Raw genomic sequence first — 12,940 nt, 5'->3', positions numbered from 1 at the left:
AAGGCCCGGTGCGCAGAGCGAACGCCGAGGAGCCTTAGCGCCCGCGTCCGACCCGCTCGAAGAACGCGAGCGCGTTGCCCGCGCAGATCCGCTCGCAGACCCCCTCGCCAAGGCGCCTGGCGAGAAGGGCCTGGAGGGAGGGCAGCGTCTGTGCGCCGTCGAGGAAGGCGGGGACGGTGGCTCCGTCGAAGTCGGCCCCGAGCGCGACGACCCCCTCGCCCCCGAGGTCGAGCCAGTGCTCGATGTGGGCAACCACGTCATCGAACGTGACGTCGCCTTCCCCCTCGCGCAGGAAGTGACGGCAGAGATTGAGGCCTACGAGGCCTCCCCGGTCGCGGATCTCCAGGAACTGCCGGTCGGTGAGGTTCCTCGGGTGCGCGCAGACGGCGCGGGAGTTTGAGTGGCTCGCCACGACCGGGCGCGTCGCGCGGGCGAGCACGTCCGCGAGGCTCTCGTCGTTGAGGTGGGAGACGTCAAGCACCATGCCCGCGCGCTCCATCTCCGTCAGCGTCTGCTCGCCGAGACGAGTGAGCCCGGCATGGGAGTCGCAGCCGCTCGCGAGCGGGCCCTCCGCGTTCCAGCTGAGAGAGGCCATGAGGACGCCCCGCTCTGCGAGGCGCCCGACGAGCCCGAGGTCCGCGGCGAAGAGGCGCGCGTTCTCGATCGTGCGGATGGCCGCCATGCGGCCTGACTGGAGGACGGGGCGGATCTCGTCGGCGCCGCTCACGAGGGCCACGGCACTCGCGTTCTTCTGAACCTCGGCCTCGAGGTATGCCGCGACGTGACGGTAGAAGCGGACGGCGGGCTCGGGGGCGAGCTCGTCGGGGATGAAGCAGGCGAAGCACTGCGCCCAGGGCGTCTCGCCGACGACCTCGAGGGAGACGTGACAGCGGTTTCGGGCGAGCTCGCGGCAGCCCGTGGGGTCCTCCCCGTCGTCGGGGCCGTAGAAGTCCGCTCCGCAGGCGAGGCGCAGGTCCTCCGGCAGCGTCTGCCACGCGAGGCGGTCGGCGGTGTCGCAATGCAGGTCAAAGACAGGGTGGCTCATGAGGCCTCCTTGGGAGCGCGAGCGGGGGGGCGGGGCCCGCCCGCCTTGCAATCAGGCGGATAGTGCGAAGAATCTGCAGACCGGCCTGCAGTCAGGCGGATAGTGCGAAGCAATTTTCCGCCTTCCGAGGCGCCCCGTCGGGTGGCCATGTCCCACCCGAGGCAAAAAGGCCAGTTGGCGACGGTGCCCCTTGAGGGCGAGGCAGAAAAAAGGCTTCACACTATCCGCCTGATTGCAGGCCGCGCGGGGAAAACTCCGCACTATCGACCAAATTGCAGACGATGGCCGCACCGGGGCATCGGGGAGCCGGGCTCAGCGCTGCGCCTCGCCCTCGAGGAGGCTCCCGAGGCGCACGAGGCAGTAGAGCGCCCCGGCGGCCGCGACGGCGCCTCCCACGAGCCCCACGCCGGCGGGGCCCGCGGCGTCGCACACCAGGCCGCCGACGATCGAGCCCGTGCCGATCCCAACGTTGAAGAGACCGGAGAAGACCGACATGGCGACCGGGGTGGTGGCCTGCGAGGTGCTGCGGATGACCTCGGCCTGCGCGGCGACGTTGTATGCCGTCGCAGAGACGCCCCAGATGACGCAGACCGCAAAGGGCCCGGCCGGCACCCCTGCGAGGGGGAGGAGCAGGAGGAGCGCCGCCGCCATTCCGAGCATCGTGGCGGTGAGGAAGGGGCGTCGGTGCGCGTCGAAGAAGCGGGCGAAGAGCCCGCTTCCGACGAGCCCCGCGACTCCGAACACGGTGAGCGCGGCGGTGATGAGCGCGTCGGGCATGGCTGCCACCTGCTGGAGGAAGGGCTCGATGTAGCTGTAGCCCGTGTAGTAGCCGGTCGCGAAGAGGATGGTGGCGAGGTAGAGCCCCATGAGAGCGCGGTTGCGAGCGAGCTCGGGCAGGCGGTCGAGCGTGAACGGCTTGCCCGCCTCGAGCCGCGGGAAGAACGCGATGAGGCCGGCGAGCGCCGCCGCGGCGGCCGCCCCCACGCATACGAAGGTCATCCGCCAGCCGAGCGCGAGCCCGAGCGCGCGCCCGAGCGGCAGCCCGAAGATCATGGCGACCGAGGTTCCCGTGACGATCATGCTCATGGCGAGCGCCGACCGCTCGGGCGCCGCCACGCGCACGGCAAAGGGGGAGGCCACCGACCAGAAGACCGCGTGCGCGGCGGCGACGATGAGGCGAGATGCCACGAGCAGCTCGAACGTGGGGGCGAGGGCGGAGGCAACCTGCCCGCCGCAGAAGACGGCGAGCACCGAGACGATGAGGGCCCTCGGGGGGACGCGACTCGCGGCGAGCATGAGCGGCAGCGAGAGAAGCGCCACGGCCCACGCATAGATGGAAATCATGGCACCGGCGCCCGACTCGCTGAGGGAGAACGCCCCGGCGATGTCCGTGAGCAGGCCGATGGGCACGAACTCCGAGGTGTTGAGCAGGAAGGCTGACAGGGTGAGGGCGACGAGCGGCAGGAGCTCTCGCGTCGACATGCGGGGTGTGGGGTCGGCCATGGGTTCCCTTCGTGCGGTCGTGGTCCGGCTTTTCCGGGGGAGACTCTAGCGCAATCAGGTTCCGGGGGATAGCAGCATGGTGCTAGGTGCCATATCCCCTTGCGAGGTCTTCCTCGGGCGGACCGAAGGCGCTGCGCACATGCGAGCGCCGCCCGCCCCCGTGGGGCGGGCGGCGCATGGAAGGGGCCCGCTGGCACGTCCTTCTCGCCCTAGCGATCTGTCTGCTCCTTGATCTTGCCGGACAGCACGAAACACAGCACCGCGAAGGCGATCGAGACCACGTACATGCTCATGTTGGCGGCAGCGCCATCGAGCGCGACGCCGAGCACGAGGCCGACCACCGAGAAGACGACGGCGACGAGGCTCATGGCGCGGAAGGGCCCGATCCTGCGCGGGGTGTTGGCCCCGCGGATGCCCGCCCCGGCGTAGATGAGGTAGAAGACGCCGGACGCGATTCCCCAGATGCCGAAGACGACGGCCCAGGCCTGCAGGTTGAAGTCGATGCCGCCCACGCTCACGACGTCGGCCGGGTCGAGAAGCCCCATGCCGGCGAGCGTGAAGCCGCCGAAGACGAGGCAGGCGAGGGCATCGAGGACGTACAGGAAGCAGACGATCTTGAGGAGCTTGCGCTCTTTTGACATGGTTCCTCCTTAGGGTGACGGTCACCCCAACTATACCGCGAGCCGTCACCCCGCCATCCTTATAATGGGGCGCGTGAAGGTATCCGACGAAGGGTTGGTCATGACGAGGGTTGCACTCATCTTCGGTGGCGTCTCCACCGAGCACGACATCTCCTGCAAGTCCGCGGACAACGTCGTCTCCGCGCTGGACGGTCGCTTCGAGCTCGTGCTCGTGGGCATCACGCGCGACGGGCGCTGGCTGCGCTACGCGGGGGACCCGGCAGAGCTCACCGGGTCGTGGGAGGGGCACGACTGCACGCCCGTGGCACTCCTCCCGGGATCGGGCCTCGTCGAGCTGGCCGAGGGCGGCGCCACGCGTCCCCTCGCGGTTGACGTCGCCCTCCCCGTCCTGCACGGCCAGGGCGGGGAGGACGGGACCGTCCAGGGCGCGCTCGAGGTCGCCGGCGTCCCGTACGTGGGCTGCGGCGTCATGGCGAGCGCCGTGTGCATGGACAAGGACGCGTCTCACCGGCTGGCCGCGGCGGCCGGCGTTCGCTCGCCGCGCTGCGAGGTGCTCTGGCGCGGGTGCTCCCCGGAGGAGTGCGCCGCGGCCGTCGCGGCCTGCGGCGGATACCCGGTCTTCGTGAAGCCCGCGCGCGGCGGCTCCTCGATCGGCGTCTCCCGCGTCGCCGACGAGGCCGCGTACGCAGGGGCGCTCGACGCCGCGTTCGCGCTCGACGAGAAGGTCGCCGTCGAGGAGGCCATCACGGGCGTCGAGGTGGGCTGCGCCATCGTGGGCGACGCCGTGCGCGGCACCTGGATGGGCGAGCCCGACGAGATCGTGGTCTCCGGTGACGGGTTCTTCCGCATCCACCTCGAGAAGGAACCGGGCGCAAACACCGAGCTCCGCTGCCCCGCCCAGCTCCCCGACGACGTCCTCGCGCGCGTCCGCGCCGCCGGGACGGCCGTCTACGAGGCGCTCGGCTGCGAGGGCCTCGCGCGCGTGGACCTCTTCGTCACGCCGGAGGGCGAGGTCGTCTTCAACGAGGTCAACTCCATGCCTGGCCTCACGTACTACTCGCGCTTCCCCCAGATGATGCGCGTCGCCGGCCACGAGCTCGGCGACGTGCTCGAGTCCCTCGTCGCCGAGAGGCTCGCCTAGGCGCGCTCGCCAGGGCGGCCCCGAGCCCGCGTGGCCGAGGCCGCCGGACGCGCGCACGCCGCCCCCTCGCGCCGGCTCTCCGGGCGAGATTTCGTGGAGGGCGCATCCTATGGCGCTTCGTGGGTAGGATACGGGCGGAAGAACCCGACCAGAGAGGAGCCCCCATGCCCGCGCCCAATTCCCCCTCATACCGCCTGTTCGTCATGCCCGGCTGCCCCTACTGTCAGAAGGTCCTCGCGTACCTCGCCCGCGTCGGGCTCGATGACGGGCGCGTGGCGGTGGAGGACATAACCTCCGACCCCGCCGCGCGCGACGAGCTCGTCCGCGTGGGCGGCAAGGGCCAGGTTCCCTGCCTCTTCGTCGATGGCGAGCCGATGTACGAGTCGGATGACATCATTGCCTACCTTGGGGCGAACCTCCGCTAGCGCGTGAAGGGGGGCGTGCGAAGGGGACAGTCACTTTTGCACGGGTAGAATTCGTGCAAAAGTGACCGTCCCCTTCGCACGCCCCCCTTCACGCGGCCTCTGCGCGGCTACTCCGTGCGCATGCAGCGCATGGCGTTGAGGATCGCGATCATGGCAACGCCCACGTCGCCGAAGACGGCGAGCCACATGTTGGCGATGCCGAACGCGGCGAGCAGGAGGATCAGCACCTTCACGCCGATGGCGAATACGATGTTCTGCCAGACGATTCGCATGGTCTTGCGCGCCACGCGCATGGCCTGGGCGATCTTGGAGGGGCGGTCGTCCATGAGGACGACGTCGGCCGCCTCGATCGCGGCGTCGGAGCCCATCGCACCCATGGCGACGCCCACGTCGGCGCGCATGAGCACGGGCGCGTCGTTGATGCCGTCGCCCACGAAGGCCAGACGCGCGCCGTCCTTCTCGCCTGCGAGCAAGTGCTCCACGGCGTCGACCTTGTCCTGGGGGAGGAGCTGCGCGTGGACCTCGTCGATTCCCAGGCGTCCCGCCACGGCCTCGGCCACGTCCTGGCGGTCGCCGGTGAGCATGACGCAGCGGCGCACGCCGGCGGCGTGGAGGTCTCGGACCGCCTCCTCGGCGTCGTCCTTCACCACGTCGGCAATCACGATGTGGCCCACGTACTCGCCGTCGACCGTGACGTGCAGGATCGTTCCCGTGAGGTCGCAGTCGTGCCAGGCGGCCCCGTGCTCGGCCATGAGCTTGTCGTTGCCCACGAGCACCAGGTGCTCGTTCACGAGCGCGCTGACGCCGTGGCCGGACTCCTCCCGCGCCTCGGCAATCCTCCCGCGGTCGATCTGGCCGGAGTAGGCGGCGCGCACGGAGACGGCGATGGGGTGGTCCGAGAAGGACTCGGCGTGCGCCGCCATGGATAGCACGTAGTCGGGGTCCACGCCGGTCTCCGGGTGGATGGCCACCACGTTGAAGGTGCCGCTCGTGAGCGTGCCGGTCTTGTCGAAGACGACGGTGTCCACGTGGGCGAGAAGCTCGAGGTAGTTGGACCCCTTGACGAGGATGCCGAGGCGCGAGGCGCCGCCGATGCCGCCGAAGAAGCTGAGCGGCACGGAGATGACGAGGGCGCACGGGCAGCTCACCACGAGGAAGGTGAGGCCGCGCAAGATCCAGTCGGACCACGCGCCCATGCCGACGAGCGGGGGGATCACCGCGAGCGCGAGCGCCGAGAGCGTTACGGCCGGCGTGTAGACGCGGGCGAAGCGGGTGATGAAGTTCTCGGTGCGGGCCTTCTTCTCGCTCGCGTTCTCCACGAGCTCGAGGATGCGGGCCACCGTGGACTCGCCGTAGGGCTTGCTCGTGCGGACGCGCAGGACGCCCGTCATGTTGACGCAGCCGGATATGACCTCGGAGCCCGGCTCCACGTGGCGCGGGACGGACTCGCCGGTGAGGGCGGCGGTGTCGAGCTGGGAGACGCCGTCTGTGACCACGCCGTCTATCGGCACGCGCTCGCCGGGCTTGACCACGATCGTCTCTCCCACGGCAACCTCGGCAGGGTCGGCCTCCACGAGCCGGCCGTCCTTCTCGACGTTGGCGTACTCGGGGGCGATGTCCATCATGGCCGCGATCGACTTGCGGCTCTGGCCCACGGCGTAGCTCTGGAAGAGCTCTCCCACCTGATAGAAAAGCATGACCGCGGCGCCCTCCGCCATATGGGGCTCCGTCTCGGGGAAGAGGACCATCGCAAAGGCGCCGAGGGACGCGACCGACATGAGGAACGCCTCGTCGAAGGGGTCGCCGCGACGGATGTTGCGCGCCGCCTCGAGGAGCGTCTTGTGGCCGGCGACGAGGTAGGGGACGAGGAAGAGCGCGAAGCTCGCGTAGACGTCGCCCGGCGTCCCGAAGAGCGCGGCGAGAAGGCCGCTCTCCTCGAGGCCGAACGCCGCGGCGAAGAGGGCCAGGGCGATGATGATGCGGTTGCGCCACCGCTTCTGCTTCTTGTTCACAGCAGCTCCTCTGCAAATTGGGGACAGTCCCCATTTCACATAAAACCTTTCTGCAAATTGGGGACTGTCCCCAATTTGCAGAGCTAGCGGATGATCTCGCAGTCGGGCTCGATCTTGGCCGCGAGCGCGACCACGCGGCCCAGCACGTCATCGAAGCGGTCGTCGGCCGCGGAGAGCGTGAGCTTCTGCGTCATGAAGTTCACCGAAACGGCGTCCACGCCGTCCAGTTTGGCGAGCTCCTCCTGCAGCTTGCGCGCGCAGTTGGCGCAGTCGATCTCGTCGAGCCTGTATGACTTTCGCATCGCGGCCTCCTTACTCGCAGATGTGGGACATGCCCTGGTTGAGCATCGTGTAGACGTGGTCGTCGGCAAGCGAGTACAGGACGTTGCGCCCGTCTCGCTGGAACTTCACCAGGCGTGCCGACTTGAGGGTTCGCAGCTGGTGGGAGACGGCGCTCTGTGTGGAGCCCGTCTCCTCGGAGATGTCCGCGACGCAGAGCTCGCGGCCCATGAGCGCGTAGAGGATCTTGATGCGCGTGGTGTCGCTGAAGACCTTGAACAGGTCGGCGAGGTCGTAGAGCAGCTCCTCGTCGGGCATCTCGTCGGGAGCCTCCCCGGCAGCCACCTTCTCGGCCATGATGGGCCTCCTCTCACGTGAGAATGAACATCTGAACGGATGCTCATACGTTTTCTTACACATGATTATATGAGCATCTGTTCATATGTCAACGGGAATCTTGCGCCTTGCTTCTCCGCGGTGGCTGTTGGGGCGGGAGGTTCGGCGGAGGAGACGCGAGGAGCCAAGAAGCGCAGGCAGAGAAGGGCGCGGTCAGGGCAGCGCGAGAGGCTCGTCCGGAGAGGCGCCAGCAGCCGAGGCCAGGGGAGGGGCCGCGTCTACGCGAACACGATCTCGCCGGTCTCGGCGTCCATCGACTTGACCACGGCAAGCGACTCCACCTGGTAGCCGCGGCGACGCAGCTCGTCGCCTCCCGGCTGGAAGCCCTTCTCGATGGCGATGCCGATGCCCTCGACGACGACGCCGGCCTCGTCGCAGATCTCGAGCAGGCCCCTCATCGCGCAGCCCATGGCCATGAAGTCGTCGATGATGAGCACGTGCTCGCCGGGCGTGAGGAAGCGCTTGGCGACGATGACCTGGTACTCGCGCCCCTTGGTGTAGCTCGTGATGTTGGTGCGGTACTGGTCGCCGTCGAGGTTCTTGGACTCGGTCTTGCGCGCAAAGACCACGGGCACGCCGCCGAAGTGGGTTGCCGCCACGCACGCGATGCCGATGCCCGAGGCCTCGATCGTGAGGATCTTGTCGATGCGCTTCCCGGCAAACAGGCGCGCCCACTCGGCCCCCATGTGGTCGTAGAGGGCCACGTCACACTGGTGGTTGAGGAAGTTGTCAACCTTGAGGACGTTGCCCTCGCGAACGATCCCGTCCCTGCGGATGCGGTCCTCAAGCTCCAGCATGTGCCTGCCCCTCTCGTGTGGTGTTGGCGTTCCGTCCATTATGCACGCTCGACGCGCCTTTGGTTTCGCTCACCTGAAACTTTGCCCGTTATTATCGAGAGCCAACAGCCGGCGGCGCCGGGGCGCGTGCCAGGGGCAAGGCGAGAAGGACGTGCGCCCGCTACTTGGCGCGCCGTCCGAAGAACGGCAGACGCGGCAGCCGTCCGCGGTACGGGCTCACGAAGTCCTCGTCCCCGATCTGCTCGGCGGCCTCGACCTCGGGCGGCACGCTCTCCACCACGCCGTTGGGTACGTCGGCGACGGGCATGTCGGTGATGTCGGGGACGACGGTGGCGACGGGGCGCTCCTCGCCCGCGGCCTCGGCGGCCGCCTCCGCCTTCTCGCGGTAGCGCACCATCATGTTGCGCTGCAGCTCCACGACGCTCGGCGGCGCCCAGATGAGCGCGTTCGCGCCTGCGGCGATGGTGGCGGCCGCGGTCGCGTCGTCGCGCCCGCCAGTGGCGATGATCGGAAGCGCGGGGAAGGCGGCGCGCAGCTCGGCGATGACCTCGGGCGTGCGGCGCCCGGCGGCCACGTTGATGACGCGCGCGCCGGACTGGATCTTCTCGGCGGCCTCGTTGTCAAAGCGCGTGATCGTGGCGATCACGGGGATGTCCACGGTGGAGGCGACCTGCGCGACCATCTCCGGGGTGGCGGGGGAGTTCAGGACCACGCCGGCGGCGCCCTGCATCTCGGAGACGGCGGCGAGCTCCGCGGCGCGCCGACCCGTGGTGGTGCCGCCGCCCACGCCCACGAAGAGCGGAGCCTCGGCGACCGTGAGCAGCGCCTGCGTGATGGCGGGCTGTGCCGTGAACGGGTAGACGGCAAAGATCGCGTCCGCGTTGGAGTTGCGGATCGCGGCGACGTCGGTGGAGTAGAGCAGCGTTCGGATGCGGCGGCCGAAGAGCGTGAACCCGCTGCACTCCTCGTAGTTGTCCGGCACGCGCAGCGGCGCCTTGCGGAGGCGCCCCTCAATCGGCTCGGGGCCGTCCGCGGCGGGGACGATCTCGTTGGGTGAGCGGCCGACCTCAAAGATACCGGGGCTCGCGAAGTGAGCGACCTGCTCGGGGGCCGTGTCCTTCTCGGCGTGCGTCTCTTCCATGGGGCCTCCCGGGTCTCATCGTTTTTCAGACAGTGTTTTGTTCCCCGCGAGACCCGCTCGTATTCACGTGGAGAGAAAAACCATCTGGCTCGTCTAGGCCTCGTCCTCGAACTCCGCCGCGACCTCCTTGAGGAGCTCGCGAATGGGCAGGTGCTGCGGGCAGGCGCGCTCGCAGGCGCCGCAGCCCACGCACTCGGACGCAAGGCCGTGGCCGTGGCCCGTGTGGACCGACTTGTAGTAGAAGCCGGCGGAGCCCTCCCCGTAGGCGCGCTTCGCGTTGAGGCAGGAGAAGACGTCGGGGATGTTGATCTTCTTGGGGCAGCCGTCCACGCAGTATCGGCAGGCCGTGCACTCGATCGCGTTCTGGCCGCGCAGAATCTGCGTCGCGCGGTCGATGGCGTCGCACTCGGCGGGGGAAAGCGGCCTGAGCGGCGAGAAGGTGGCGACGTTCTCCGCAATCATCTCGGGCGTGCCCATGCCGGAGAGGACCATCTCCACGCCCGGCAGCCCCGCGGCAAAGCGAAGCGCGAAGCTCGCGGGCGAGCCTTCTCCTGCGGCGGCGAGCGCATCGCGGGCCTCGTCGGGCAGGTTGACCAGGCGTCCCCCCTTGACGGGCTCCATCACGATGACGGGCTTGCCGTGGGCGGCGGCGACCTCGCAGCACGCGCGGCTCTGGATGACGCCGCTCTCCCAGTCGAGGTAGTTGACCTGCAACTGGACGAACTCGACGTCGGGGTGGTCGGTCAGGATGCGATCCAGGAAGGCCGCATTGCTGTGGAACGAGAAGCCCACGTGACGGACGAGCCCCGCGTCGCGCGCGGCGAACGCCTCCTCGTAGGCGTGCTCGCTCTGGTACTTCTCGTAGTTGCCCATGCCCTGCGAGTGCATGAGGTAGAAGTCGAAGTAGTCCACGCCGCAGGCGCGCAGCTGGTCCTCGATGAGCGGGCGGATGTCCCCGCGGCGCTCGAAGCCGTTGGGGGAGAGCTTGTCCGCGAGCAGGAACTCGGAGCGGTCGTGGCGGGAGGCGAGCGCCTGCGCGAGCGCCGGCTCGGAGCCGCCGGAGTGGTAGGGGCGCGCGGTATCGAAGTAGTTGAGGCCCCCGTCGAGGAAGGCGTCCACCATCTGCGTGAACGTGGCGATGTTAATGCTGCCGTCCTCGAGCTTGGGCAGGCGCATGCAGCCAAAGCCGAGCTTGCCCCTAGCGTCCTGGAACGGCGCGACGCGCGTGGTCTTCGATTCGATCATGGGCTCCCTCTCCCTCGTTGACCCGGGTCCATTGTACGCCGTCCCCCCGAGGAGGTGGCCTACGGTCGCGGGCCGTGCGAAGGGGACAGTCACTTTTGCACGCAAGGTGGATTGCGTGCAAAAGTGACTGTCCCCTTCGCACGGCCCATGGGCTGCGGGCGACATGCGCCCTACCAGAGGCCGTAGATGCTCGTGAAGGCGTCGGCGAGCCCGTCGGAGTCGACCGCCCATCCGTCGCCATCGCGTCGGAGGCTGATCGAGCTGAAGCCCTCGACGCCCTCGGCTTCCTCGAGGACGCCCGCGAAGACGTCTCCCACGTGCGCCCGCTGCTCGTCGGTGAGGTCGGACGCCTGGCCCCCTCCGTAGATGCCCCAGAGGTCCTGCTCCACCAGGTAGTCCGCGATCGCGTCGTCGAAGGCCCAGAAGACGTCGCTGACGCTTGGCGCGACGACGTCGGCGTACACGACGGCCGTCCCGTCCCCGCGGTCGTACGCGCCGTCGGTCGAGAAGGACGTGCTGGCGATCGCCCACGAGGCGAAGGCGTCCGCGTCTATCCCCAGCTCCTCCGCGGTGTAGCCCTCGATGGAGAGGAGCTTGTCGTCCAGGTAGCCGGCGATGAGGTCGTGCAGGGCGCCGGACTCGGGGTCTGCGAGCGCGCCCGAGAGGGCGGATGACGCGGCGAGCTCCATGGCGCCCTCGTCCGCCTCGTCGCTCTCGTAGATCAGGTAGGACGTGTCCTCGGTGGACGAGGACGCGTCCCCCGCGAACTCGCCCACGAGCGTGATGACGGGCACCGCCACGTTCACGGCGATGATGACGACGACGACCGTCGCGATGAGCCTTCCGAGCCTCGCGCTCGAGGGCCTGCGGTCGCTGACGGGCTCGGCCGCCGCGGGCCGCGGCGCTCGTCGCGCCCGACGCCGGCTCGCCGCCGGCTCGTCGACGGAGGGGGCGTCGTAGTCGCGCCCCCGCGTGGTGGGCGCCTGGTAGTTGTCCTCGAGCTTGTGGGGCTGGCCGCCTGGCTCGCCGTGAGGCGCGTACTCGACGGGTCCCGCCTGCTGCTCCGGCTCTCCCATCCGCTCGTACGGGCGGTCGTCGAAGACGTCCCCCTCGTCCGCAAGCGCGCCCGGTTCGTCCCAGGGCAGGACGGGCTCGCCCGCGTTGAAGGGGTCGACCTGTGACTCGTCGTGGCGCGAGAAGCGGAAAGCGGGCATGGGAGGCTCCCTCCATCCGGCGGAAATGCCAGCTCACGGTAAAAACTCTGCTCCCAGTATATTGTTGTCCGGCCAGATGGGTATGCTGAGAGGAACCTATTGGCCGTTCTAGGGAGTGACCATGGAGCTCTTCGGCTTCGTTCTTCTCGTCCTTGTTGTGTTCTTGATCGTAGGCCTCGTCACGGGCAACCTGTTCTATGTGGTCAAGCAGCAGCACGCCGTGATCATCGAGCGCCTGGGCAAGTTCCACCGCATCGTTGGCGCGGGCTTCCACGCCAAGATTCCGTTCGTGGACCGCAAGGCCGCCACGGTCTCTCTGCGCACGATGAAGAACGGCTTTAACATCGACGTCAAGACGCAGGACAACGTCACCATTGGCCTCGAGGTCTCCGCGCAGTACCACGTGAGCTACGAGACGGGTGCCACCCCGCAGCAGTCCGGCGTGTACAAGAGCTACTACATGCTCCAGCAGCCGGTGGCGCAGATGCGCGACTTCATCACCGACGCGCTGCGCTCGTCGATCCCCGTCTACACGCTCGACGAGGTCTTTGCCAAGAAGGACGACATCGCGCGTGACGTCAACGACACCGTGTCCGAGCAGATGACCGCCTACGGCTTCACGCTCGTCTCGACGCTGATCACCAAGATCGCGCTGCCCGCCGAGGTCGAGGACTCGATGAACCAGATCAACGCCGCACAGCGCACGAAGGCGGCGGCGCAGGACCTGGCCGAGGCAGACCGCATCCGCCGCGTGACCGAGGCCCAGGCCGAGGCCGAGGCCATGGAGAAGTCCGGCGAGGGCATCGCCAACCAGCGCAAGGCCATCGCCGCCGGCATCTCCGACTCCCTCGCCACGATCCAGGAGACGGGCGTCTCCGCGGCCGAGGCCAACCAGCTCTTCATGTTCACGCAGTGGACCGAGATGATGGGTGAGTTCGCCAAGACCGGCAAGGCGTCCACCGTGGTGCTGCCGAGCGACTTCACGCAGACCGCGGGCATGTTCGAGCAGATGCTCGCGGCCGGGCAGGCGAACGAGGGCTCCAAGGTCCCGCCTGCGTCCCCGCAGAAGTAGCCCCCGCTTTCTCGAGTTCCGCTTTGGGC

General features: G+C 68.8%; 13 protein-coding genes. 3 read left to right on the top strand and 10 right to left on the bottom strand.

Going from position 1 to position 12,940, the window contains the following annotated elements; genetic code table 11:
• Positions 1–34: 34 nt before the first annotated feature.
• The 3 genes from BQ7391_RS10330 to BQ7391_RS10320 all read right to left on the bottom strand — a co-directional run bounded on the left by BQ7391_RS10330 (position 35) and on the right by BQ7391_RS10320 (position 3,189).
• The gene (locus BQ7391_RS10330) at positions 35–1,045 is read right to left on the bottom strand and encodes a dipeptidase (RefSeq protein ID WP_075280534.1); all 1,011 of its coding nucleotides are present in this window, start codon (positions 1,043–1,045) and stop codon (positions 35–37) included.
• 312 nt (positions 1,046–1,357) lie between these two features.
• Entirely contained in the window at positions 1,358–2,548 is a 1,191-nt protein-coding gene (locus BQ7391_RS10325) for an MFS transporter (protein WP_075280533.1), read from the bottom strand.
• A gap of 209 nt (positions 2,549–2,757) precedes the next feature.
• Entirely contained in the window at positions 2,758–3,189 is a 432-nt protein-coding gene (locus BQ7391_RS10320) for a hypothetical protein (RefSeq protein WP_075280532.1), read from the bottom strand.
• Between the two features lie 100 nt (positions 3,190–3,289).
• Here BQ7391_RS10320 and BQ7391_RS10315 point away from each other — a divergent pair, with 100 nt between their 5' ends.
• Entirely contained in the window at positions 3,290–4,330 is a 1,041-nt protein-coding gene (locus tag BQ7391_RS10315; RefSeq protein WP_083662197.1) for a D-alanine--D-alanine ligase family protein, read from the top strand.
• A gap of 164 nt (positions 4,331–4,494) precedes the next feature.
• On the top strand, positions 4,495–4,755 hold the full coding sequence (locus BQ7391_RS10310) for a glutaredoxin family protein (RefSeq protein ID WP_075280530.1): 261 nt from the start codon (positions 4,495–4,497) through the stop codon (positions 4,753–4,755).
• A 107-nt stretch (positions 4,756–4,862) separates the two neighbouring features.
• Here BQ7391_RS10310 and BQ7391_RS10305 read toward each other — a convergent pair whose 3' ends face one another.
• The 7 genes from BQ7391_RS10305 to BQ7391_RS10275 all read right to left on the bottom strand — a co-directional run bounded on the left by BQ7391_RS10305 (position 4,863) and on the right by BQ7391_RS10275 (position 11,839).
• A complete protein-coding gene (locus BQ7391_RS10305) occupies positions 4,863–6,767 on the bottom strand; it encodes a heavy metal translocating P-type ATPase (RefSeq protein WP_075280529.1) in 1,905 nt (634 codons plus the stop codon).
• 83 nt (positions 6,768–6,850) lie between these two features.
• Positions 6,851–7,069, bottom strand: a complete 219-nt coding sequence (locus BQ7391_RS10300) for a cation transporter (RefSeq protein WP_075280528.1) — start codon at positions 7,067–7,069, stop codon at positions 6,851–6,853.
• A 10-nt stretch (positions 7,070–7,079) separates the two neighbouring features.
• Positions 7,080–7,403, bottom strand: a complete 324-nt coding sequence (locus BQ7391_RS10295; protein WP_075280527.1) for an ArsR/SmtB family transcription factor — start codon at positions 7,401–7,403, stop codon at positions 7,080–7,082.
• A 257-nt stretch (positions 7,404–7,660) separates the two neighbouring features.
• Positions 7,661–8,239, bottom strand: a complete 579-nt coding sequence (locus tag BQ7391_RS10290; protein WP_075280526.1) for a xanthine phosphoribosyltransferase — start codon at positions 8,237–8,239, stop codon at positions 7,661–7,663.
• 160 nt (positions 8,240–8,399) lie between these two features.
• Entirely contained in the window at positions 8,400–9,380 is a 981-nt protein-coding gene (locus BQ7391_RS10285; protein ID WP_075280525.1) for a hypothetical protein, read from the bottom strand.
• A 93-nt stretch (positions 9,381–9,473) separates the two neighbouring features.
• Positions 9,474–10,625, bottom strand: coding sequence for an aldo/keto reductase (locus BQ7391_RS10280; protein ID WP_075280524.1), 1,152 nt, complete (start codon positions 10,623–10,625; stop codon positions 9,474–9,476).
• 170 nt (positions 10,626–10,795) lie between these two features.
• The gene (locus BQ7391_RS10275; RefSeq protein ID WP_075280523.1) at positions 10,796–11,839 is read right to left on the bottom strand and encodes a hypothetical protein; all 1,044 of its coding nucleotides are present in this window, start codon (positions 11,837–11,839) and stop codon (positions 10,796–10,798) included.
• A gap of 121 nt (positions 11,840–11,960) precedes the next feature.
• Here BQ7391_RS10275 and BQ7391_RS10270 point away from each other — a divergent pair, with 121 nt between their 5' ends.
• The gene (locus BQ7391_RS10270; RefSeq protein WP_075280522.1) at positions 11,961–12,911 is read left to right on the top strand and encodes an SPFH domain-containing protein; all 951 of its coding nucleotides are present in this window, start codon (positions 11,961–11,963) and stop codon (positions 12,909–12,911) included.
• The last annotated feature ends 29 nt before the right edge of the window (positions 12,912–12,940 follow it).

Origin of the sequence: Thermophilibacter provencensis (assembly GCF_900128445.1) — a bacterium.
Lineage (GTDB): Bacteria > Actinomycetota > Coriobacteriia > Coriobacteriales > Atopobiaceae > Thermophilibacter > Thermophilibacter provencensis.
Note: the sequence above shows the minus strand (reverse complement) of the source record. Positions and strands in the feature narration are given on the sequence as shown.

Excerpts from the sequence above, each read along its gene's own strand:
- BQ7391_RS10300 (WP_075280528.1), bottom strand. The coding sequence starts at position 7,069 with ATGCGAAAGTCATACAGGCTCGACGAGATCGACTGCGCCAACTGCGCG.
- BQ7391_RS10320 (WP_075280532.1), bottom strand. The coding sequence starts at position 3,189 with ATGTCAAAAGAGCGCAAGCTCCTCAAGATCGTCTGCTTCCTGTACGTC.
- BQ7391_RS10325 (WP_075280533.1), bottom strand. The coding sequence starts at position 2,548 with ATGGCCGACCCCACACCCCGCATGTCGACGCGAGAGCTCCTGCCGCTC.
- BQ7391_RS10315 (WP_083662197.1), top strand. The coding sequence starts at position 3,290 with ATGACGAGGGTTGCACTCATCTTCGGTGGCGTCTCCACCGAGCACGAC.
- BQ7391_RS10290 (WP_075280526.1), bottom strand. The coding sequence starts at position 8,239 with ATGCTGGAGCTTGAGGACCGCATCCGCAGGGACGGGATCGTTCGCGAG.
- BQ7391_RS10285 (WP_075280525.1), bottom strand. The coding sequence starts at position 9,380 with ATGGAAGAGACGCACGCCGAGAAGGACACGGCCCCCGAGCAGGTCGCT.
- BQ7391_RS10330 (WP_075280534.1), bottom strand. The coding sequence starts at position 1,045 with ATGAGCCACCCTGTCTTTGACCTGCATTGCGACACCGCCGACCGCCTC.
- BQ7391_RS10295 (WP_075280527.1), bottom strand. The coding sequence starts at position 7,403 with ATGGCCGAGAAGGTGGCTGCCGGGGAGGCTCCCGACGAGATGCCCGAC.
- BQ7391_RS10270 (WP_075280522.1), top strand. The coding sequence starts at position 11,961 with ATGGAGCTCTTCGGCTTCGTTCTTCTCGTCCTTGTTGTGTTCTTGATC.
- BQ7391_RS10310 (WP_075280530.1), top strand. The coding sequence starts at position 4,495 with ATGCCCGCGCCCAATTCCCCCTCATACCGCCTGTTCGTCATGCCCGGC.
- BQ7391_RS10275 (WP_075280523.1), bottom strand. The coding sequence starts at position 11,839 with ATGCCCGCTTTCCGCTTCTCGCGCCACGACGAGTCACAGGTCGACCCC.
- BQ7391_RS10280 (WP_075280524.1), bottom strand. The coding sequence starts at position 10,625 with ATGATCGAATCGAAGACCACGCGCGTCGCGCCGTTCCAGGACGCTAGG.